This window comes from Acinetobacter sp. V102_4 (assembly GCF_031799005.1).
Taxonomy (GTDB): Bacteria; Pseudomonadota; Gammaproteobacteria; order Pseudomonadales; family Moraxellaceae; genus Acinetobacter; species Acinetobacter calcoaceticus.
In genome coordinates this window covers 318,544-340,236 of the sequence record NZ_JAVQNR010000051.1, presented here as the reverse complement: position 1 = coordinate 340,236, position 21,693 = coordinate 318,544, and the positions used below count along the sequence as shown (strand labels likewise).

Sequence of the window (21,693 nt, the reverse complement as noted above, 5' to 3'; positions counted from 1 at the left end):
TTTAAGTTTTGACATAGATAGCTAATAAAAGAAGGGAAAAATTTCCCTTAATTATTATTTTAGTTCGCTAGAAGATTTACCAAGTTCTCGGCGGGCAATAATCAATTGCTGGATTTGTTGAGTGCCTTCAAAGATATCGAGAATTTTTGAATCGCGTGCCCATTTCTCAAGTAACTCATCTTCGTTATAGCCCATGCTTGCAGCTAGTTCGACACATTTTAAAGTAATCTCGTTACCCACACGGCCAGCTTTGGCTTTCGCAATAGAAGCCTCTTTAGAGTTTGGCTTTCTGTTATCTGCCATCCAACAGGCTTTTAGCGTTAGCAAACGTGCAGCTTCCCATTCAGCTTCCATACGATAGATTTGAGCAGCAAGATTAGAAGCTTGTAAATACGGTGTTTTATAGTCAGCATCAAGTTGATCTTTAAAAATCTCTTTAATACGTTCTAAAGAGGCTTTCGCACAACCAACCGCCATCGCTGCAACCAATGGACGAGTGTTGTCAAAAGTTTCCATCACGCCTGCAAAACCTTTAGCCACATCAATTTCAGGATTACCTAGAAGGTTGGCAGCAGGAACACGACAGTCAATAAAACTGATCACGGCAGTATCTGATACTTTAATGCCCAATTTATATTCTAAGCGTTCAACTTTCATGCCAGGTGTACCTTTAGGTACAACAAAAGATTTGATCGCAGCACGACCCAGTTTTTTATCTAAAGTCGCCCAAACGACAACAGAGTCAGCACGCTCACCACAAGTTACAAAGATTTTTTCGCCATTGATGACATATTCATCGCCATCTTTGGTTGCTGTAGTACGAATCGCTGCAGAGTCAGAACCACAACCTGGTTCTGTGATTGCCATTGCCGCCCAAGTGTTTTTGAAGCGCTCAAGCTGTTCATCATTGGCAACAGCGGCAATGGCTGAGTTTCCAAGTCCTTGGCGTGGCATTGTTAGCATCATGCCTGCATCGCCATAACACATTTCAATTACACCAAGTGCAGTTGAAATGTTATTACCATTTTTATTGCCTGTTTCAACTTCACCACGTTTTTTACCAACGGCAGCGCCTGCATTAATGCCTTCGCCACCTTCGTTCATACCATCAATGAGTGAAGCTAACATATCGAGCTCTTTTGGATAAGCATGCTCAGCTTTATCATATTTACGAGAAATAGGGCGTAAAACATTGATCGCAACATCATGTGCCTGATCAATCATCATTTTGAATTTTTTAGGATTTTGTAAGTTCATTGTATTATCCTCTGATCATCAGTTATGCATGTAAGCCAGAATGTAAAATTGCAGTAGCTCGTAAATCACGATACCAACGTTCAACAGGGTGTTCTTTTGTGAAACCGTGTCCCCCAAGAATTTGCACACCATCTGTACCAATTTTCATGGATTTTTCAGCACAAAGTAAACGAGCAAGGTAGGCTTCACGATGGAATGATTGACCTGCTTCAGCACGGCTTGCAGCATTTAAGATCAACATACGCATTGCATCAATTTCAATTGCCATATCTGCAATCATGAAAGCGACACTTTGACGGTGAGAAATCGGCTCTCCGAAAGCAGTTCGTTCATTGGCATATTTAATACAATAGGCTTTTACAGCGTCACAAGTACCAACAGCCATTGCACACCACATTAAATTTCCCAGATCTAAGAAAGCAGTGTAATCAAAGTCTGTTGCACCTAAGCGTAGAGCAGGAGTGTGATTAAAGCGTAAAGTTGCTGTTTCTGTCGCTTTAAGGCCCATAGCAGGCGTATTTTTGATAGAAATGCTATCGTTGCATTGCACTACAAATATATCTGGTTTGCCATTAAAGTCCGCACTTACTAAAAAGATATCGGCCAGATCACCTAAAATAACAAGCGTTTTTTCACCCTCGATATAGAATTGATCATTTTCAAGTGATGCTTTGGTTTTTAATACATAAGGATTAAATGCTGGAGTTGCTTCTTGTACAGCAAAGGTTGCTGTAATGTCTGAGTCTTCTGCAAAACAAGGTAAGTACATCGACTGAACTTCGGCAGAACCCCAACGCGTAATTGCATTAATGACACTAAATGTGCTGAGTAATCCGGCTGTAAGGCTAAAATCGCCTTCAGCCAATTTTTCAGCAATCAATAAATTACTTACAATATTTTGTTCAGTTGCTACACCGCCTAATGCTTCTGGAAGTGCATAGTAGTTAAGGCCTAGATCTTCTACATATTGCCAAAGACTTTCTGGAAACTGAGCAGTCTGATCTGCATCATGAGCTAACCCCAATAGAACTTCTTGAGCAAATTGAGACATTGCTTCGGAAGTCATTTGTTGTTCTTCGGTTAGGTTTAAATCAAACAGATTCTTGTTCTGCTGTGGTAGACGTTGTTGAGATATTGGCTTAGGTTTAAATGCTTTTTGAGTCTGGCTTAATGCTCTAAAACCAGCTTTAGAACCTTGATAAAGGGATTTTTCTAAAAATTTACGTAACTTGAGTTGATCAAGTACATCGCTTCCAGCCAATTTTGTGATCAGCGATAAACCCAAACCCTGAGCTTTATTGATCATACTTGTCATGATTATGGTGTCCTAACACGTTGTTATTGTTTTATGCTGACACGCATTATAGTAAAAGACTATGTCGTTACTGACATTCAAAAAATGAGTGGATAAATGGTAGGTAAAAAATAAACATATTTTAAGTGTGTGATTTTATTTATTTAAAATAACTTTTTTGTGATGTATTTAGAGGGGTATTGGCTAGAATGACATGGAACCATTCTAGCCGTTCATAAAATTAACCGAAGTTACGAATCATACGACGTACATTTGTTTTAGCATCAATGACCGTCATAAACGTATATGCCCCAATAAATTTACGACTAATAAACATAAATTCTTTGGGAGGGACAGAGAAATAACGTGATGCCATTGATTTACTTGCTTGCTGCATAACACGGCTATGTAACTGGCTTTTCTTCCAGTCATAACGTTCATGTTCATCCATTAGACCAGCAGGCATATCTGGATTATTTGATGGGGTGCTAAATGCTTCTGTCGCTAATAGAAAAACATCGGCCATACCTGGCTTAATGCTTTCCGGCATTGCATCAAAAAATTCATAACCAGTCATGGCTTGTATCATTAATTGTTTATCATGTTGATAACCTGCCTGAATTAGATTGCGGGCAACCGATAACAAGTGGTCATCAAACTGACGGATTGCACCAAAGTCTAATAATACAATCTTATCCTGAACATCTTGGCCATTACCTAAACGGACAAGGTAGTTACCGAAGTTAGGATCGGTTTGCATTTCGCCCCATTCAAAAATTTCACGAACAGCAATTTCTAATGAAGCTTCACCAAGCTGATTACGACGCTCTTGAGGCAAAGACAACATAACAGGGCTATTGATTGGAACACCGCGTTCGAAAGTCATGCAGAGTACTTGGTTGGTACAATACTCATCTACAATTGTAGGAACAATATAACGCTCGTCATCTTTTAAGCGTTCACCAAAGCGACGAGTAGTGGCAGCTTCAACATCATAGTCAACTTCACGATGCATCATTTCACGCACTTCATCAAACCACTGATCAAATTCACGGGTTTGTGGCACCATACGTGTCAGTTTAAGCATGTTTTTAAACAAGCTCATATCTGAATCAATTGCGTTCGCAACACCTGGATATTGAATTTTTAGAACTAATTCCAAACCATCTGATTTACGTGTTGCACGGTGTACTTGTGCGAGAGAGGCAGTACCAATTGGCTCATGATCAATTGTTAAATCATTTAACTTAGCGCCCAGTTGTTCTTGTAGATGTGGCTTAATTGCAGGCCAATCTAAAGCAACGGTTTGGTTATTTAGGGTATTTAATGCTTGTGTAATCTCTTCTGGTAAAAAATGTTCACCATAAAGAGCCATCATTTGCCCAATTTTAACAATAGAACCCTTAAGTTTACCTATTTCAGAAACCAGATAATTAGCTTGTTCGCTCATCGCTTTTTTACGTTTCTTTTCTTTGTCTTCCTCGTTAGAAAAAATAGAAGAAGCACTTGCAGTTGCCCAACGTGTTCCTGCAAGTAAAGAAGCTTTCGCGATTGATAAGCGTCGATCCATGGAAGAAGTTTTTAAACTCTTAAGCTTATCTTTCTGATTTGACATGAAAATAGAATCCTATGCGCATCATGCAGCCAAACGCTGTGATCTAAAATTGTAACGAATATTACATGTTTTGAGCGTATTAAAATAGTTCTCTCAGACTGAATGATAGGTCGAAATCGCCATCTTTATTTCATTAACTATTAAATAGCCTAAGTAATTTATAAATTTAAGAAATTAAGAGTATTCAGATGAGTAAAACTAAGATAAAACGGACCTTTGATAACAAAATGGATTACATTTTAAATTGAATCTTTAATTCAGATTTCTGCATCAAATGCAGGCGATTGGTCTGAATATGTTGCAATAACATCTGTTTGACTGAATCATGCATAAAACCAAGTGCATGAGCTTTTACAATGATGATGCTAGGAAGGGTGTAAAAGAAGTACTTAACATCATCAAGAGTTGCGTTATTAAAAATACCTTGTTCAATTAACGTCTGCTGCAAAAATTGCTTTTCATTTAATACAGAATCTGAAGATTCATCCCAAAAACGGTGACGCATCGCCATCAGATTGTTGTGTTTATAACTCATAAAATTGTCAGCTCAGACTTCAAATCTAAATAAAATATATGGAGTCGAGCAACGAATATCAAGTTGAGATTATTTTTTCTTCAGTTGCTGTTTGAATTTTTATGTAACTCTTTTAAATAGCCTAAGCAAATTTAAATTTTTTTTAAAAAAACTATAATCGAAACAATTTCATCTATAACACTACTTATCATGACTCCTGCATGTAGATTGTTAAAAAGTAATAAAATCGAATTTTCTATTCATGAATATGAACATGATTCAAATGCCAAAAGTTTTGGATTAGAAGCAGCTGAAAAATTAGATTTAGATGTAAACGAAGTATTTAAAACTCTAATGGTAAGTGATGATAAAAATTATTTCGTTGCTGTCTTGCCGGTTAATCACCAATTAAATTTAAAAAAAGTAGCTACGGTGTTTGGATGTAAAAAGTTACAAATGGCTAATCCTAAAGATGCTGAACGTTTAACGGGATATTTGGTAGGAGGGATTAGCCCTTTAGGCCAAAAGAAACGTTTAAAAACTGTCATTGATGCATCAGCACAAAACTTTAGCAAAATTTATGTCAGCGGCGGAAAAAGAGGGCTGGATATTGGTTTAAATCCTAAAGATTTAGCACAGCTTTTAAATGCTCAATTTGTTGATGTGCTTGATCAGTAAGAAAAGTTTAGAGGAATACTCTAAGAACTAATCATTATTTTTATCTACATTGAGAAAATACTTTGTTGAGAGGTATAGCTCATTGCAGATACTTCTTTATTTTTCAAAAAAGAGATAAGCATAAATAATTGCAAAAAAGCTTGAACCATTAAATGAAAATGATTATCATTACTGTTAATGGCGATGTAGTCCTAGTCCCGATAAGGGGGAGGAGATTGATTGTAATATAAAGCTCACGTTCTAAGTTTATGCTCATTTTCTAATGAATTTAGAGTTATACCAGAAGCTCAAACAAGAAGAACAGCAAAAGGCGAGTTGATATCTGGTATGTGACACCTGCGAGACATTATAAAAATATGCGGGTTCAAGCAGCGGTAAATGGAACTAAGAAAAATAAATACTATCAGCGCAATAAAAAGAATAAACCAAGAGTAGCAAGCGAGGATGGCTTGCTACTCTTGTATTTAAAGTTAGTTTCATACTTATTTATATTGTTCAACCTTTTTAGAGTTTTAGCTCTGCTCAGTAACAGATTACTTATATTTTTGATTAAAAAATGATCACTAGTGTTTCATTTATTAACATCCTGCCTTTTTAGCCAATTTTTTGTATACCCTGAATAAAACATGATCAAAAAAGAGGTAAAAGCGTGCTTATTTTTCATGGAAAACCTGTTCATGGAGCAATTTTTGATATGGATGGGACAATGTTTGATACTGAGAGGTTACGGTTTCAAACATTGCAACAAGCATCTCAAGAACTCATTGGACAGGAATTTTCACACGAATATTTAATGCAATGTTTAGGTTTAAGTGCAACTACTGCTGAACAATTGGCTCAACGTTTGTATGGTGTGAATGTTCCATATAAAGAGATACGAAAAAGAGCCGATGAGATGGAGCTTGAACATATACGAAAACACGGCGTACCTATTAAGAAAGGTTTGGTTCAAGTTTTAGAACGTTTAAGAAAATCAGGTTTAAGAATGGCTGTGGCGACTTCAAGTCGTAGAGCAATTGCCGAAGAATATTTAATTAACGCGAATGTTTATAAATTTTTTGATGTAATTACTTGTGGGGATGAAGTACAAAATGGAAAGCCTCATCCTGAAATATTTCTTAAAGCAGCAAGTCAGCTTCATTTAGATGCTAACCAATGTTTAATGTTTGAAGATTCTGAAAATGGCTTAACGTCAGCTCACTCATCGGAAGGTCTAACAATTTTATTAAAAGATATTAAAGAACCGAATGATGAAATGTTGGCAAAAGCCGATTTTTATTACGATCAGATGTATGACTTCTTAACAGATCTCGACCAATTTATTCCTGTTATGGATATGCCACAAGGACAAGAGTCTTTTCCGCAAAGCCTAAATCAACTTACCGTTGGCATACACGGTTTTGGTGCTATTGGCGGCGGATATATAGCGCAAATCTTGTCACACTGGGATGGATACACAAAACCAAGACGTATTATTGCCTCTACACGTAATAGTCTATTCCGTGAAGCTGTAAATGCGTTTGGAACTTATAGCATTCGCTATGGACAGTTTTCGTATGATGAACGTATTGAAAATATGACAATTGTTGATTCTGACAATGAACAGCAAATGTTAGAGATGTATACTCATTCAAGTTTGATTGCACTATGTTTGCCTGAACAAGCTATTGAAGTTGAGTCAAAAACGATTGCAAAAGGTTTATACGCTCGTTTTAACTCGGCACTCGAAACATGTATAGAACCGTTAACTTTTTTAATTATTTTAAATAAAGTTGGCGCAAAATATTTGGTGATGAAGCATCTTAGAGAAGCACTTTTAGAACTAACTAATGATGAGGACGTGACGGAGCATATTTTAAAAGAACATTACTTCTGTGACACCGTTGTAAACCGTATGGTTTCAAAATTGTCTAATCAAAATCTATATCGTCAGCTTCGCATTAAGCATCATTTTCTTGAACAGCATTTATCTGATGTAGAGCATGAAGAGCAGGTCGAAATTGAAGATTGCAATAAACTGACTCAAGATCAGCAAAATCAGGCCTCTTTATATGTAGATAACATGCGTCGTAATTTTCAGCCAGGACATATACTACAAAGCATGGATCTAATCTTGTTCCATAGCGAAACTGATATGCCAATTTATGTAGAAAAAGGTAGCCCTTTACTCGAAAAATTGCGCCAAGTTGTGTTGGTTGAGCAAATTACAGATATTCAATTAATCAAAAACCGACTGTGGAACGGCGTACATGCGATGCTTGCTTGGTATGCATCTTTACTAGGTTATGATTCTATTGGTGTTGCCATGGGCGATAGCTCTGTTAAAGCATTTGCAGAGAATTTAATTACAGAAGTAAAGCAAGGACTTGCAATCGTATTACCTAACTATGCAAAAGATCTAGATCGACTCGCACAGAGTTTTCTAGATTCATGTGAATATGCATTTAAAGATCCGTGTCAGCGTGTGGCGCGAGATCCGCTACGTAAACTGGGTCACAATGAACGGGTAATAGCTTCAATTGTGGTGAATATAGGTCATGATTTACCCTATAAAAACTTATTAAAAGGTGCTGCTTTAGGTTATGCCTATGCAATTCAATTTTTAGAAATTGATGAGACTGATGTGTTTAAACATTTACAGCAGCAAATTCAGAACTTGGACATGAGTACAGTTCAGAAAAGACAGCTGGAAGTTGAGTTGACACAATTAATTCAATATTTATTTTCTGAACAAGGTAAGCAACCTTGGGACATGAATATTATTAACTCCAAAACTACACATACTCAATATGCTTAAATTCGTTCAATGAATTAAGACTCTACAACTAAAAGGCAAACATGCTTTAATACAAAAATTGAATCATTTTGAATTAAAGCTGTGCTGCTAAAACCTTCGACATCCATGGTGCCAACTTCTTTACGGGACTATCCGGAATGGCACCTTGGGCGTCAAAATTATGCCTTATGGTATCTGGAAATTAATGATCAAAAATTAGTTGATTATTTAGATGGATTGCGCGCGCATTTTTCAGATTTTATGTTAGAACCCAATAGCCGCCAATATCATGTCACATTGTTTATATGTGGTTTTTTGACTGATGAATCTAAACTTTATAAAGATGATTTTAGTTTTAGTAAGTTTGAGCAACAGAGAGAAATTTTAAGAAAAAAGAATTTTGCATCATTTGAATTAAAAATTGGTTCAGTTGATAGCTTTAGTAGTGCTTTATTTGTAGAAATCCAAGATACCGAAAATATCTTATCTCTAATACGACAAGAGTTAGGCACGGTTTCTAATGAAATTGCAGCTTTAGATTATTGCCCACACATTACCTTAGGTCTATATAGAGAAAATTATAATAGTGATTTGATTTTACAAAAAATTTCTGAATTACCTGTACAATATAAGCACGCTGAATTTGAACTTAAAATTGAGCATTTGACGTTTGGTTATTACTAGGCTCAAACTTTACAAGGTAAGTTATATCCATATCAGCATTTATTTTTAGGTGATTCATGTTGCAACTAATTTTGGGTGGTGCTCGTTCTGGTAAAAGTCGACTGGCTGAACAAACGGCAATAGCTACGCAATTAGCTGTGACTTATGTCGCGACGGCGCAAGCGCTTGATCCAGAAATGCAAAACCGAATTGCACACCATCAAAATCAGCGTCCAGCTCACTGGTCGTTGATCGAAGAGCCATTATTTTTGGCAAAAACTTTGCAAAAAATTGATCGACCTAATCAAATCATTCTGGTGGATTGTTTAACGCTCTGGCTAACGAATTTATTACTTTTAGATGATCAGAACGTTCAAGAGTTTGAATGTGAGCAACTAATAGACGTTTTACCTAAGCTCCAATCAGAAATAATTTTAGTCAGTAATGAAACTGGTCTGGGTGTTGTGCCGTTAGGCGAGATTAGCCGTCGTTTTGTAGATGAAGCAGGAAGACTGCATCAAGCTCTAGGACAAATTGCAGATAAAGTTATGTTTTGTGTGGCTGGTTTTCCAATGATTTTAAAAGGTGAGAAATAAAATGAACTGGTGGATAGAATCTGTACAGCAACCTAATCTGGAAGCAAAACAACATGCTGAGCAACATCAACTCCAACTCACAAAACCTACAGGTGCCTTAGGTGATTTAGAGCAGATTGCAATTACACTTGCCAGTTTACAGTCCAACGCTCATCCTCAAGTTAACTATCCGTGGATCACAGTTTTTGCTGGCGATCATGGCGTGGTTGAAGAAAATATCTCTGCATATCCTCAAGCTGTCACACGCCAAATGTTGCAAAACTTCACAACTGGTGGTGCAGCAATTAGTGTAATTGCTAAATATCATCAAGCTCATTTGCAAGTCATTGATTGTGGCACAGTAGGCGAAGCATACGAATATGTCGGTGTTGAACGTCATTGTATTCGTGCTGGGACGGCAAATTTTGCCAAACAAGTGGCAATGAATGCTGAAGAATGTCGTGCTGCTTTAGAGTTGGGGAAAAAGAGCGTAGATACAGCCAAAGCCGACGGCGCAGATATTTATATTGCGGGTGAAATGGGAATTGGAAATACCTGTTCTGCTTCTGCCTTAGCATGTCTTTTATTAAATGATACGGCTGAGCAATTAACTGGCGTAGGTACAGGAATTGGTGCCGATCAGTTAAGACATAAAATTGAAGTGATTGAGCAGGCAATAGAGCGTCACTACCAACATGTGATTGGGGATGCCTTTAAAACCCTAAGTGCTGTAGGCGGTCTGGAAATTGCGGCTATAACCGGTGCTTATATTCGATGTGCTCAAATTGGCTTACCTGTAATTGTGGATGGCTTTATTAGTTCGGTAGCTGCTTTATGTGCGGTACGAATGAACCCTAAAGTACGTGACTGGATGTTATTTGGTCATCAATCGGCAGAATATGGTCACCGACGTATCTTGCAAGAACTCAATGCCGAGCCAATTTTAAAGATGAATTTGCGTTTAGGTGAAGGTAGTGGAGCAGCAGCTGCTTTGGCATTAGTTAAAATGGCGTGCGCATTACATAATCAAATGGCTACCTTTGCTCAAGCTGCTGTAAGTGGAGACAAAATTGAGTAAATTGAAAATTGATTTACTCAGACATGGAGAAAGTCAGTTTAGCCATACTTTACGTGGCCATTTAGATGATGACCTAACACCAAAAGGTTGGCAGCAAATGCAGTCAACCATTGAGCAAGACACAAACCAGACATGGAATGTGATTGTAAGTTCTTCGTTAAAACGCTGTGCATGTTTTGCAGAGCAACTTGCTAAAACAACTGAACTGCCTTTGCTTTTAAATCATGATTTAAAAGAAATGTTCTTTGGAGACTGGGAAGGAATTTCAACTCAGCAAATTTATGAAACTTCACCAGAATTACTGGCAAATTTTTGGCAAAAACCGAGTCAATATTGCCCGCCTGGGGCAGAAACATTAATGCAATTTCAAACAAGGGTTCTTAAAGGCTTTCAGGAACTACTTGTAGAGATGCAAAAACAAAACTGGCAACATGCTTTAGTTGTTACCCATGGGGGCGTAATTAAATTATTAGCTTGTTTAGCCCAACAACAGCCTTTAGATGATTTACTTAAAATGCCAGCGGAGCTTGGGAAATTATATTCCCTCGAATTTTCTGAAATGGATGGTCAATTAACTTTTATGCTGAGATAGCAAATTTATATTTTTATACACTTGTAAGTTATTATTTTTATAAAGATATTTGAAGTCATGTAATCGTACTGTCATTGCTAAAAATTAAGCTATGGGCATTTCTTATTAATAAATTATCAGACTTATGAATATTTTATTTAAAACGACGATGCTTGCTGCGTCATTATTGCTTGTGGCCTGCAACAATAATGACGATCAAGATGATCAACCAACGACACCACCTACAACTCAATCAAAGTATTATCAAACCAAAACGCCTTACCAACCACAACAAGATTTAAAAAGCTATGAACAGGCACCAAATGGATTCCAGCCAGTTTTTACAGAGTTAGTGGCGCGTCATGGTTCAAGAGGTTTATCAAGTCTCAAATATGATTTAGCACTTTATAATTTATGGAAGCAGGCAAAAGCAGAAAATGCCTTAACGCCGTTAGGTGAACAATTAGGTGCTGATTTAGAAGCAATGATGAAAGCCAATATTCTGTTAGGTTATGGAGTCGAAGGCATTCGCCAGTATGGTTATGGGAATGAAACCATGACGGGTATTTTGGAGCACCGTGGTATTGCAGATCGGTTATTACAACGCTTACCCAATCTTTTAAATCCGCAAGCGGGTATATTGGTTCAAAGTTCAGGTGTCGATCGTGCGGTAGATAGTGCTAAATTTTTCACTACTGAACTTATTAAACAACAACCACAACTTAAAGATAAAATTGTTCCAACTTCTTATACCAGTTTATCGAGTGCAAGCATTCCAAGTGTTATAGATGGCGGAGTTGACCGTTTTAAACTTTATTTCCATAGCTTGAATGCAGATGAAGACTTAACACAGCCACTCAGTACTAGTCAGCAGAAAATTTATGATGCAAGTCAGGCCTATCAAGATTTTGAAGAAAATAATAATGACTTAGCCCAAAAGTTAGATGAGTTATCAAAAAATACTCAAGCTGAAAAAACTGCTCAGACTGTACTCAACCCGATTTTTAAAGCAGACTTTATTAAAAAATTGGGTACAGCGGGTTATAGCTTTAGTAATACAGGGTCTTTTACCGTAACTTCGCCAAAAGGTGAGCAAATTACAGAAAAAGGTAAGGGTAAAAACACTATCGCCAGTGCAGTTGATGCAGCAGCTTATGTGTATGAGCTCTATTCGATTTCTGGTGGTATGAAAGATGAGCTAAAAGGTATCGATTTTGATAAGTATATGCCTGTTGAAGCCGCAAAATTCTATGCTGAATTTAATGATGCCAATGATTTTTACGAAAAAGGCCCAAGTTTCACAGAGTCAAATCTAGTCACGAGTGAAATTGCACAAGGCTTAAAACAAGATATGTTCCAACAAGTTGATGCTGTTGTGAATAAAGCCCAACCTTACAAAGCGGTTTTACGTTTTGCCCATGCTGAAATTATTATTCCTCTAGCGACCAGCTTAGATCTGCATAATATGATGCAGCCTCTACCTCTACGCCAGACTTATAACTATTCAACAAGCACATGGCGTGGAGAAGTGGTTTCACCTATGGCTGCCAATGTACAGTGGGATATTTATCAAAATGGCCAAGGCAATACTTTGGTAAAAATGCTTTATAACGAAAAAGAAACTTTGTTTAAGTCTGCATGTAACTATGCGCGCTATAGCCCAACCAGTTTCTACTACGACTACATAAAATTGAAACAGTGCTATCAAATACAATAGATTTTCAGTTTTCTGAAGTCTTTAATGGGAATAGGGATTGCTATTCCCATTTTTATTTCTTCATAATTCAAACTGTTTTTTAAATATAGATCAGTTAGAGATTTGGACATGACACCATTTTGGATCGCATTGCAATTTTTAACTGTTCTGCCGATCGACTTAAAGACAATGCCTACGGCGCAACAAAATGGTCGAGCTATTTTGTTTTATCCATTGATTGGACTCATTATTGGTGGCATCCTTTTTCTTATTGCATGTTTGTTCGCAAAATTACCAATTCTTCTACTTGCCGCCATCATAATGACTTTATGGATTTGGCTAACAGGCGGTTTGCATTTGGATGGGCTGGCAGATACGGCAGATGCGTGGGTAGGTGGTTTTGGAGACAAGCTACGTACTTTACAAATTATGAAGGATCCAAGTTGTGGCCCAATTGGAGTACTGAGTTTAGTTCTTATATGTCTGCTCAAGTTCGCACTGGTCTATGTACTGATTGAACAACATCAAACGCTATTTTTAATATTGGTTCCTGCTCTTGGGCGCCTTGTGCCATCAATTTTATTTTTAACTACGCCGTATGTCCGTGAAAAAGGTTTAGGTCGTTCTTTGACTGATCATTTACCTAAAACAGCGTCTTGGATAATAACTGGGTTAGTTTTGCTGCTACCTTTATATTGGGGATGGCAAGGTCTAATTGCCGTGATTGGCTTTTTAATGAGCCTTGTTTATTTAAGACATCTGTTTATAAAACGTATTGATGGTATTACAGGGGACACTGTAGGGGCTGCGATTGAGCTTAGTGAAACTGTGCTGCTTTTTGCTTTTATCGTAAGCTATTTTTATTTATAAATAATAAAACTTTTAAACCCTATTACGGCTTATCTAGAAATTTCATTAAAATAAAAAGCCCTCAAAAATGAGGGCTTTTTATTTTAATGCTTAAAAGATGGATTAACGATTTGGTAAAACGTCTTTTAAAGCTTCATGCATTTCAAGCAATGTTTTTTCAGTGGTTTCCCAGTCAATACAGCCATCAGTCACTGATTTACCATATTCTAGGTCACAAAGGTTTTCAGGAATATCTTGGCGGCCGCCTTTTAAATGACTTTCAACCATAAGACCAACAATTGACTTATTACCATCTAAAATTTGTTCAGTAATATTTTTAAGAACAAGTGGCTGTAAGTACGGGTCTTTATTTGAGTTCGCGTGACTCGCATCAATCATGATTTTATTGCTAACTTTTGCTTTCGCTAAAGCATTTTCTGCTTCTTCAACAGAGCCAGCATCATAGTTAGGCTTACCATTACCACCACGTAATACAACGTGTGCATAAGGGTTACCATTTGTATTAATAATTGAAACTTGACCGTCTTCGTTAAGGCCTAAGAAGCTATGACCATATTTAACAGACTGCATGGCATTGGTGGCAACAGTTAAACCGCCGTCTGTACCATTTTTAAAACCAACTGGTGATGATAGACCAGAAGACATTTCACGGTGAGTTTGGCTCTCGGTTGTACGTGCACCAATTGCAGACCATGAAATTAAGTCTTGGTAGTATTGTGGAGAGTTAGGGTCAAGTGCTTCAGTTGCACATGGCAAACCTTTTTCATTTAACTCAAGCAAGAGTTTACGACCAATACGTAAACCTTTTTCAATATTAAAAGAGTCATTCATATCAGGGTCATTGATTAGACCTTTCCAACCAATTGTCGTACGTGGTTTTTCAAAATAAACACGCATAACTAAATACAATGAATCTTTAACTTTTTCGCTTAGCACTTTTAAGCGATCGGCATATTCGTGAGCAGCTTTCGGGTCGTGAATAGAGCAAGGACCAATAACGACAAACAAACGTTTATCTGAACCATCTAAGATATTACGAATAGTTTCGCGACCTTTTAGAACGGTTTGTGAAGCAACATCAGATAAAGGCAACTCTGATTTAAGCTCAGCTGGTGTTACAAGAGTTTGAATGCTTTTAATATTAACGTCGTCGATATCGGGCTTGGAAACGGATTTTGAATTTGTATTCATTGCTGTCACTGGTTCGATCATACTAAAGGTTGTTTTGTGTACTGAATATACCATGAAATAATTATGAAAATCCTACATCTCATGGTATTTCAGTTTGGAAAAATCTTATTGATTTTGCTATCTTTCAGTTGGATTGCTTGTTTTTTCAGCAATAACTGCTTGTTGTTGTACCACAGGGGCTTTTGGTTTTGCTTTGACCGGGTTAACCATAAAATTAACACCGAGAGCAAATAGGGTAATCCCTAAAATTTTTCGGATTAAACGTTCAGGCATGCGGGAACTAATGAGCGTACCTACAATAATTGCTGGAATCGAACCCACCAATAACCACATAAGAAGCGTAAAGTCGACGTTACCAGCACTCATGTGTCCGAGGCCGGCCACTAAAGTAAGCAATACCGCATGTACCACATCTGAACCAATAATTCGAATCATTGGCAAGTTAGGGAACATGATCACGAGTGCCATAATGCCAAATGCACCAGCGCCGACAGATGAAAGCGTTACGAATACGCCTAAAATAATACCCATAATAATGATGTAGAGGCGTTTGTGGTGAATAGCCAATTGCTCATTTTCTGTTTGGGTTACTTCTTTATTTCTGAATTTATTGAAGAATTTTTCAATACGTGAACGAAAGATAATTGAAACACCAGTCAGAGTTAGCATAAAACCTAAAACCATGGTTAACACAGCTTTATAATGAGTTGACTGACTTAAATAATGTTCAAGTACCCAAGTTGTAGCGAAAGATGCTGGAATACTACCCACTGCAAGCCATAAAACAATAGGCCAGACAATATTTAATTTTCTAGCGTGAACCATTGATCCACAAAATTTTGAGATTGCGGCATAAAGTAAATCGGTACCAATTGCTATATGAGGTTCAATTCTAAAAAGGCCAATTAAAATTGGTGTCATTAATGATCCACCACCAACTCCTGTAATCCCTACACAGAAACCAACTAACATACCCGCTAAGATAAATTCAAAAGCACCAGACATCTTTATCGCCACTTATCACGAAACGCCCATATCTTATTCCTTTTAGAGATAAACAGTTGTCATGAATAATGATTTACTTATGCAAAAAAAAGCTAAGCAATCAAAATATTGCTTAGCTTGAGCTATTTTTCATCAAATTATTAGGATCTAAGATTATTTTGATGGTTTTAATGGGTTAAGTAGAAGTATGAGACCAAAAGTTAACGGCGTTGCAAAGATCCACCAACTGACAAAACCAATTGAAAAATTATAATGTTGAATCAGAAGATATGCGCATAAAACAAACAATATGAATGCAGCTATCTTAAAGTGCTGGTAATATTTTTGAGCTAATGATTTGAAATGGCCTGTTGATTTTGGCGATCGATATTTTTCACTCGCCATAAATAACAAATACATTCCTAATAAAATTAAGATGAAAGCTATAAAGATCATGAGCTCACCTCAGTATTTAATTTATTCAGCTTCTTTTGAATTTTTTCTACAGCTTTATGCTGAATAGGCTGAATTTTGCAAAATATAAAAATCGCTAAGCCCGCAAATATCCACAAAAATACATCTATACGGGCAAATGCCCAATAGTTATTGAAGCTTTCAACATAATCATGCTTGAGCAAATAAATTAAATTTAAGATTGGAAGCGCCATACAAAGCAGAATAAAAATACTCAGTTGAGTTCGCCATAAATATTGTTTTTTAGTGACTAAAGCAATGATTAAGCTGATTAGCCAAACTAAGAAAAAACTATAAATTTCATAATTGATCGTGGTTGAAGTGACTGTAAATAATCGATTCGCACTTAAATAGGCGACAGTTGCACACGGCAGTCCTACAAAAGTTGCGACATTTAAACGGTCAACTAAATAGTGTCCAAAGTGAAACTTACTGTTCTTATTTTGAATTTGGCGTTTAAGGCTCCAGAGTAGCAAACCAGAGGCAATCATGACACAACCTAAAATGCCAGAGAAGAACAAACCTAAGCGAAGTAAAGGTTGGGCAAATGTTGCCATGTGTAGACCGTAAACTCCCGCATTCAGTGTTGCAATAGCACTATTATTACGTGTGTCTGCTAAGACTTTGCCTGTTGAAGCATTCAATGTAATTTGAGCCTGATTCCGGGTAATTGAATGATCTTCATTTTGAATAAAGGTAATTTGTGCCTGATTGGTATTTGGATTTTTTACACTAATTGTCGATAAAGTTTGATTTCCCCAATTTTGTTGCACTTGGCTTAATAACTTTTCGATAGATAAGTTCTGAGCTGGCTGTATCGATTGGTTCTCAAGCACATTCTTTGTACGTATTTCGGTAAAATATTGATATGGATTTTCAGGATAGAGCTTTTGCATTCCCCAAGGCAGATATAAATAAAAGAAAATAGCTAAGCCTGTAAATGTAATGGTTAAAAAGAAAGGCAGGGCAATCACCGAAGAAATATTATGAAAGTCTAACCATGAACGCTGAGACTTAAATGTACGCAAAGTAAAAAAGTCGGTGAATATTTTTTTATGGGTAATAATGCCTGAAACCAAAGCAATCAACATAATAAATGCCGCGATACAGACTAATAATCGCCCGATGAATATTGGAATACCAAAAAGTTGGTAGTGGAATCGGTAAAAAAAATCGCCGCCTAGCGTTGCCGAAAGTTTAAGCTCTTGGCCTGTGTTTGCATCCAGAGTTGCATTTCCATAACCCCCGTCTGGTTTTTCCCAATACATGGTATTTACCGGACTCTCAGGTGTTGCAACATTTAAATACCAAGATTTGGCATCTGGAGCATGGTCTTGTAAGTATTGATAGGCTGTTTTAATAGCAATATCTTGCTTTACTTCATATTGCGCAAGTGGAGGTTGCATCCATAAATTAATTTCGTGGCGGTAATAGGACAAACTTCCCATTAAGAAAATGGCAAATACGAGCCATCCAAAAATTAAGCCAGTCCATGAGTGTAGCCATGCCATAGATTGACGTATACCTTTATGCATAACCCACCATACGCGTTGCAAAAAAGAAAAGGGCACATAGAACGACTGATAGCCCAGTGAGTTTCAAAAGTGATTGAATGCAAAAACCTATAATCACGAACACTACGTAAAATAGAATTGCTATAAATGATGCGAGATAGATAGCTTCAGCTTTGTCTAAGGTCAAAAGGAGAATTCCAGTGAGTCCAAGACTTAAATACACCATACAGGCAAAACCTATACCGAAAACCAGCAAGAATCGATAGAAAACTTTTATGCGATATGACACAGGGAGATTTACAGTTTTGGACATCTTTAATGACACATAAACAAAGAGTAATAAGAAAAGCCAATCCCTAAATTAGGATTGGCTACGATATTAATATTTAAACTTTACAGCAACTGTATAGTTGGCAGAAGGACCATAAAATCCTTGGCCATCAGGGAAGCTATATAGATACTTCTTATCGAAAATGTTATTGCCATTTGCTTGAAGCGTAATATGTTTATTTACTTCATAGCTCGCCATTAAGTTGACTAAGGCATAAGCATCTTGTGTGATAGTACTGTTTACAGTTGAGTCATATAGCTTTACACCATCTTGCCATTGTAAGCCTGCCCCAACTTTCAGCTTAGGTAAAACTGACGGCGTATAGGTCGTTAGCAAATTAAGTGTCTGGTTCGGATTATAAGTTCTTGCCTCACCACCATTCTTAATATCTTTAATACTAAATTGAGCGTAGCCGAAAGAAAGATTCACATTATCTGTGATTTGACCTGATAGGCCGACTTCTACACCTTGTGACTCTAAATCACTGGTTGGTACTTTTCTGTTAAGTGGATTTCCATCAGAGTTACGTAATGGATAATTATTCTGCTCAGTTTTAAAGACTGAAAGTGTGCCTGTTAAACGGTCATCTAGCCACGAGCTTTTTACACCCATTTCATAGCTTTTACCGTCAATAGGTTTTAAAGCCTGATTCGTGTCTTTATCAATACCGGTTTGCGGGCGGAAAATAGAGGTATAACTCATATAACCTGTATATTCAGGTGTGAAGTTATAGGTGAGTCCAACATAGGGTGAGACTTTACTTTCGCTATATGACATTGGTGAGCCATAGCTTTCACCTTTACTCTCAGCTCTGACATAGTTTGCACCAAGTAAAACTTTTAAATCTTCATTGAGGTGTAAGCGCGTCGCGGCATAGATCGAGTCAATGTTTTGCGTATAGTTAGCCGCTTCTGTGAAATCTGACCAAGTTATAGATTGAGGTGTCCAGCTTGCCCAGTCTGTAGTTGTCGAATTGATAACATTACTATCGTTAATCGTTCCTGTAGATTGTTTATCTTGCTGACGACTTCGCACATAGCTATAACCGAGAGTTGCTTCATGTTCTCTGTTAAAAAGTTTATAGGTTCCTTCGAGGTTAAAATCTACTGCATGTTTCTCTTGATGTTCTTGACCTCCCCAAGGAGTTAAAGATACCCCTGAACCATCAGCTTTTGGATAACCATAATAGTAAAGGAGGCGACTATTGTGCTTAGTATCAAGATAGTTATAGGTTAGCTTCGCTGCCCATTGCTCATTAATTTTTTGCTTTAATTCGACAAAAGCATTTTGTGTTTCATTATCCCAATGTGCCCAATCGGGGTTAGGGTTATATGAGCGGTCGTACGAAATTTGCTTGCCATTTGCATCGAGTAAGGGCAGAGCACCCCAGTTATTTGCATTCGGTTTATTTTGTTCTTGGCTATAGCCTGCGGTGAGTAAAGTAGTATCTGTTAAGTCAGCTTCAACAATACCTGCGAAACCATTTTTTTCTGAAGAATATCGGTCAATGTAAGAATCGCCAGTTTGCTCATAGCCCATGATACGGCCACGTACTTTTCCACTAGGGGTAATTGAGCCTGATACTTCAGCTTCATAACGCTGCGTATCCCAAGAACCATAACTTACACCGCCACTTGCTTGGAACTCTTGAGTTGGTCGCTTACGAATATTGTTGATCGTTGCACTTGGGTCACCAAATGCGTTAGTCAAAGAGTCTGCACCTTTAACTATTTCTACACGATCGTAAAAGTAGGTATCAGGGTTAGTGTTGTTGTAGTTATAACCTGAGAGGGGAAAGCCTACGCCGTCAGTCAAAATATTTGAAATCTCAAAACCACGAGCCATGTACGAAGTACGTTCGGTTTCCTGATTGCTTACAGTTACTCCTGGAGTATTTTTTAGAACATCTCTCGTACTGGTAAGCCCAAAATCTTCCATTTGCTGACGAGTGACTACGTTAATAGTTTGAGGAGTTTCTTTAGCCTCAATATTAAGCTTGGTTGCGCTACTTGAGTTTTTAACATTGTATGCTTTGGTCTGTTCAGAAGACTGCTCAGCACTTGTGGCTTTAACTTGAATGGTCTGTAAAGCTTGCACAGCAGCTGTATCTTGAGCATAAGTGAGGTTTGCATAACAAATCGCGCAGGCGATGACTGATAGCTTAAATGGTCGAGGTGGGATATTCATAAGAGTAAAGATAATGTAAATAATTCTCATTTATTTTATTGTTTGTGAATGTAAGCTACAATTCAAATTGCATTGTTAATTTAGATTAAAAAATAGTAAGTGAATGTAATTTTAGATAGCCAAGCACCTTAGCTACTTTCCGTGAGTATGTATCGATCAAGTTCAAGATTGATAAACCTCTATGCTAGAATGTATTATTTCAAATTCTTGGGTAAATCGCCTTGGCAAACCGAAAACTTAAAATAGGCATTGTAGTTGGGGAAGTTTCAGGAGATACGCTTGGTGTTAAGCTCATGCGTAGTTTTCGTGAGCAGGGAATCGATGCTGAATTTGAGGGAATAGGTGGACCTCAAATGATTGCTGAAGGTTTTAAAAGCTATTACCCGATGGAAACTTTGTCGGTAATGGGGATTGTTGAAGTATTAAAAGACCTAAAAAAACTATTTGCGGTACGTGATGGCTTAATTAACCAATGGACTGAGCATCCCGTTGATATTTTTATTGGTATTGATGCGCCAGATTTTAACCTCAGACTTTCAAAAAGTATTAAAGAAAAAAATCTTCCAATAAAAACAGTTCAATATGTGAGTCCTTCGGTTTGGGCATGGCGTCAGGGGCGTGTTCATGGCATTAAACAGAGTATAGATCTAGTTCTTTGCTTATTTCCTTTTGAAAAAGTCTTCTATGAGCGATATGAAGTTCCGGCGGCATTTGTAGGCCATCCATTAGCGAAACAATTACCACTTGAAAATCCAATTCAAATTGCAAAAGGGCAATTAGGTCTTGATGAGAATCAAAAACATATTGCTTTGTTGCCAGGTAGCCGTAAAGGTGAAGTAGAGCGACTTCTTCCTATGTTGCTGGGCGCTGCCAATATTTTGCATACCAAATATCCAGATATTCAATTTTTGATTCCTGCAATTAACGATGCACGTAAACAACAGATTGAGCAGGGTGTTGAACAATTAGCACCTCATTTAAAAGCTGCAATTCATATTTTAGAAAATACAGACGCTGAATCAAAAGTTGGCCGTATGGTCATGAATGCAAGTGACATCATTGCTTTAGCTTCTGGAACTGCAACATTAGAAGCAATGTTAATGCATAGACCTATGGTCACTTTTTATAAGTTGCATTGGTTAACTTATTTAATTGCTAAGTTTTTGGTGAAAATTCCTTATTATTCTTTACCAAATATTATTGCTGGTAAAAAAGTGATTGAAGAGTTGATTCAAGCAGATGCAACGCCAGAAAATTTAGCAGCTGAAATAGAAAAATTGATGAATGTTGAAAGGGCACAAATTCAAGTGATGCAACATTTAACCATGCATAAACAGCTTATTTCTGGAAATACAGAAGATCCAGTACAGGCAATTTTAAAAATTTTAGAAAAGTAATTAAAAAAATAGGCATTCTTCTGAATGC

At 37.2% G+C, this 21,693-nt stretch carries 18 protein-coding genes and 1 pseudogene; 9 read left to right on the top strand and 10 right to left on the bottom strand.

The annotated features are described in order from the left end of the window. Positions 1-54: 54 nt before the first annotated feature. From RMB13_RS17380 to RMB13_RS17365, 4 genes are all read right to left on the bottom strand, one after another. Positions 55-1,257: an acyl-CoA dehydrogenase family protein gene (locus RMB13_RS17380; protein WP_005047405.1), complete on the bottom strand. Its 1,203-nt coding sequence runs from the start codon at positions 1,255-1,257 to the stop codon at positions 55-57. A gap of 22 nt (positions 1,258-1,279) precedes the next feature. Continuing rightward, positions 1,280-2,563 (bottom strand): acyl-CoA dehydrogenase family protein, encoded by a 1,284-nt coding sequence (locus RMB13_RS17375; protein WP_171066183.1) that lies wholly within the window; start codon positions 2,561-2,563, stop codon positions 1,280-1,282. Positions 2,564-2,792: 229 nt separating this feature from the next. Continuing rightward, positions 2,793-4,166 (bottom strand): AarF/ABC1/UbiB kinase family protein, encoded by a 1,374-nt coding sequence (locus RMB13_RS17370; RefSeq protein ID WP_311085915.1) that lies wholly within the window; start codon positions 4,164-4,166, stop codon positions 2,793-2,795. 232 nt (positions 4,167-4,398) lie between these two features. Continuing rightward, positions 4,399-4,701, bottom strand: coding sequence for a hypothetical protein (locus RMB13_RS17365; RefSeq protein WP_004792622.1), 303 nt, complete (start codon positions 4,699-4,701; stop codon positions 4,399-4,401). Positions 4,702-4,890: 189 nt separating this feature from the next. On the opposite strand from RMB13_RS17365, the gene ybaK reads away from it, so the two are divergent. From ybaK to RMB13_RS17325, 8 genes and pseudogenes are all read left to right on the top strand, one after another. Further along, positions 4,891-5,358, top strand: coding sequence for a Cys-tRNA(Pro) deacylase (gene ybaK, locus RMB13_RS17360; RefSeq protein WP_270902583.1), 468 nt, complete (start codon positions 4,891-4,893; stop codon positions 5,356-5,358). 649 nt (positions 5,359-6,007) lie between these two features. Continuing rightward, positions 6,008-8,155 (top strand): bifunctional mannitol-1-phosphate dehydrogenase/phosphatase, encoded by a 2,148-nt coding sequence (gene mtlD, locus RMB13_RS17355; RefSeq protein WP_311076976.1) that lies wholly within the window; start codon positions 6,008-6,010, stop codon positions 8,153-8,155. Between the two features lie 105 nt (positions 8,156-8,260). Then, positions 8,261-8,887: pseudogene (locus tag RMB13_RS17350) on the top strand (2'-5' RNA ligase family protein). Then, positions 8,875-9,393 carry a bifunctional adenosylcobinamide kinase/adenosylcobinamide-phosphate guanylyltransferase gene (gene cobU / locus RMB13_RS17345; protein ID WP_311076974.1) on the top strand — a complete coding sequence of 173 codons (519 nt, stop codon included), beginning with the start codon at positions 8,875-8,877 and terminating at the stop codon, positions 9,391-9,393. The pseudogene RMB13_RS17350 and the gene cobU overlap by 13 nt, the downstream one beginning before the upstream one ends. A 1-nt stretch (position 9,394) precedes the next feature. Next, complete coding sequence (gene cobT / locus RMB13_RS17340; RefSeq protein ID WP_311076973.1) at positions 9,395-10,450, top strand: nicotinate-nucleotide--dimethylbenzimidazole phosphoribosyltransferase; 1,056 nt, start codon at positions 9,395-9,397, stop codon at positions 10,448-10,450. Continuing rightward, on the top strand, positions 10,443-11,042 hold the full coding sequence (locus RMB13_RS17335; protein ID WP_311076972.1) for a histidine phosphatase family protein: 600 nt from the start codon (positions 10,443-10,445) through the stop codon (positions 11,040-11,042). Before cobT ends, RMB13_RS17335 begins: the two co-directional genes overlap by 8 nt. Before the next feature lie 124 nt (positions 11,043-11,166). Beyond that, entirely contained in the window at positions 11,167-12,738 is a 1,572-nt protein-coding gene (locus tag RMB13_RS17330) for a histidine-type phosphatase (RefSeq protein ID WP_311076971.1), read from the top strand. Positions 12,739-12,846: 108 nt separating this feature from the next. Continuing rightward, positions 12,847-13,587 (top strand): adenosylcobinamide-GDP ribazoletransferase, encoded by a 741-nt coding sequence (locus tag RMB13_RS17325; protein WP_311076970.1) that lies wholly within the window; start codon positions 12,847-12,849, stop codon positions 13,585-13,587. A 102-nt stretch (positions 13,588-13,689) separates the two neighbouring features. Here RMB13_RS17325 and RMB13_RS17320 read toward each other — a convergent pair whose 3' ends face one another. The 6 genes from RMB13_RS17320 to RMB13_RS17295 form a co-directional block, all read right to left on the bottom strand. Next, a complete protein-coding gene (locus RMB13_RS17320) occupies positions 13,690-14,778 on the bottom strand; it encodes a 3-deoxy-7-phosphoheptulonate synthase (protein WP_045432956.1) in 1,089 nt (362 codons plus the stop codon). Between the two features lie 117 nt (positions 14,779-14,895). After that, positions 14,896-15,783, bottom strand: a complete 888-nt coding sequence (locus RMB13_RS17315) for a sulfite exporter TauE/SafE family protein (RefSeq protein WP_151744028.1) — start codon at positions 15,781-15,783, stop codon at positions 14,896-14,898. Positions 15,784-15,936: 153 nt separating this feature from the next. Beyond that, positions 15,937-16,218 (bottom strand): DUF1634 domain-containing protein, encoded by a 282-nt coding sequence (locus RMB13_RS17310; protein WP_311085914.1) that lies wholly within the window; start codon positions 16,216-16,218, stop codon positions 15,937-15,939. Then, the gene (locus RMB13_RS17305; protein ID WP_311085913.1) at positions 16,215-17,771 is read right to left on the bottom strand and encodes a PepSY-associated TM helix domain-containing protein; all 1,557 of its coding nucleotides are present in this window, start codon (positions 17,769-17,771) and stop codon (positions 16,215-16,217) included. Before RMB13_RS17305 ends, RMB13_RS17310 begins: the two co-directional genes overlap by 4 nt. Further along, entirely contained in the window at positions 17,764-18,063 is a 300-nt protein-coding gene (locus RMB13_RS17300; protein ID WP_311076968.1) for a hypothetical protein, read from the bottom strand. The genes RMB13_RS17305 and RMB13_RS17300 overlap by 8 nt, the downstream gene beginning before the upstream one ends. 66 nt (positions 18,064-18,129) lie before the next feature. Continuing rightward, positions 18,130-20,268 carry a TonB-dependent siderophore receptor gene (locus RMB13_RS17295; RefSeq protein ID WP_205469327.1) on the bottom strand — a complete coding sequence of 713 codons (2,139 nt, stop codon included), beginning with the start codon at positions 20,266-20,268 and terminating at the stop codon, positions 18,130-18,132. 221 nt (positions 20,269-20,489) lie between these two features. Here RMB13_RS17295 and lpxB point away from each other — a divergent pair, with 221 nt between their 5' ends. Next, positions 20,490-21,665 (top strand): lipid-A-disaccharide synthase, encoded by a 1,176-nt coding sequence (gene lpxB / locus RMB13_RS17290; protein ID WP_311076967.1) that lies wholly within the window; start codon positions 20,490-20,492, stop codon positions 21,663-21,665. The last annotated feature ends 28 nt before the right edge of the window (positions 21,666-21,693 follow it).